General features: G+C 48.8%; 2 protein-coding genes. Both read right to left on the reverse strand.

Annotated elements, in window-relative coordinates:
- A partial coding sequence (locus tag ISALK_RS15660; RefSeq protein WP_201756927.1) for a hypothetical protein occupies positions 1 to 352 on the reverse strand: 352 nt, incomplete at its 3' end.
- On the reverse strand, positions 349 to 1308 hold a 960-nt coding region (locus tag ISALK_RS15665), incomplete at its 5' end, for a hypothetical protein (RefSeq protein ID WP_201756928.1). The genes ISALK_RS15665 and ISALK_RS15660, both read right to left, overlap by 4 nt.

Genomic DNA, 1308 nt, shown 5'->3' on the forward strand with positions numbered 1-1308 from the left:
CCCCTTCCCTCCTCCCTTCTTCTTTTTTCCCTTCTCTTCTTTCCTCTTTTTCCTCCTTTCTCCCTCCTCTCCCCTCTCCTCTCTCTTCCCCCCCTTTTTTTTCCTTCTCCCTCTCCTCCTTCCCTTTCCTCCTCTTTTTTTCCCCCCCCCCCCTCTCTCTTTTTTCTCTCCCCCTTTTCCTCCCCTTCTTTCTTTCCCCTTTTCCCCTCCCTTCCTCTCTCCTCTTCTTCTTCCTCCTCCCTTTCTCCCCCCCTTTTCTTTTCCTTTTCTTTTCTTCCTTCCTCCCTCTCTTCTCCCTTCTTTTCCCTCCCTCTCTTCTCCTTTCCCTCTCCCTTTTCCTTCCCTTCTTCACTCTTTCTTCCTTATACCCTTCCTCTTAGTACAACGTCTCCCCTTTCTCCTTTTCCTCCTCTTTCTCCCCCCCCTCTCCCATTTATTTTTCTCTTTCCTCTCCTTTCTCCCCCTCCCTTCCCCCCCTTTCCTCTTTTCTTTTCTCTCTCCCTCCCTTTTTCCCCTCTTCCCCCTCCTCCCTCTTTCTCTCCTTTTCTTCCTCCTCTTTTTCTTTTTTTTCTTCCTCCTTTCCTTCTCCTCCTTCTCTTTTTTCCTATCAATTCTCCCTTTCCTTCCTTCCCCTCTTCCTTCTTCTCTTCTCTTCCCTTCTCCCCCCCTCTCCTCTTTTTCCCTCCCTCTTTCTTTCCCTCTTCCTTCCCTTTTTCCTCCTTCTTCTCTTCTCCCCCCCTCTCCCCCCCTCCTCTTTTCCTCTCTCCCCCTCCCCTTTTTCTTCCCCCCCCCCCTTTTTCTTTCCCCTTTTTCCCTTTCCTCTTCCCTTCCCCTTTCTTCCTCTTCCCCCTCTTCTTCCCTTTTTTTTCCTCTTCTTCCTTCCCTCTTTCTCCCCCTCCTTTCCTTTCTCCCCTTTCTTTTTCCCTTTTCCCTTCTTCTTCTCCCTTCCCCCTTTCTCCCCTCTTTCCCTTCCTTCCTCCCCTTTTTTCTCTCCTTCTTCCCCTTCCTTCTCCTTTTTCCTTCTTTTTCTCTTCTTTCCCTTCTCTCTTTTTCTCTCCTCTTTTCTTTTTCCCCCCTTTCTTTCTTTTTTTTTCTCTCTTCTCCCCTTTTTTCCTTTTTTTCCCTTTTCCTTTCTCCTCCTCTTTTTTCTTTCTTTTTTTCTCTTCCCCTTCCTTTTCCCCCTCCCCCTTTTTTTTTCTTCCCTTTTCTTCCTTTTCTTCTCCTTCTCTCTTCCTCTCCCTCTCTTCTCCCCCCTTCCTTCCTCTCCCTCCTTCCCCCCCCCTCCCCTTTCTGCCCCTCTCTCCATAT

Origin of the sequence: Isachenkonia alkalipeptolytica (assembly GCF_009910325.1) — a bacterium.
Taxonomy (GTDB): Bacteria; Bacillota; Clostridia; order Peptostreptococcales; family T1SED10-28; genus Isachenkonia; species Isachenkonia alkalipeptolytica.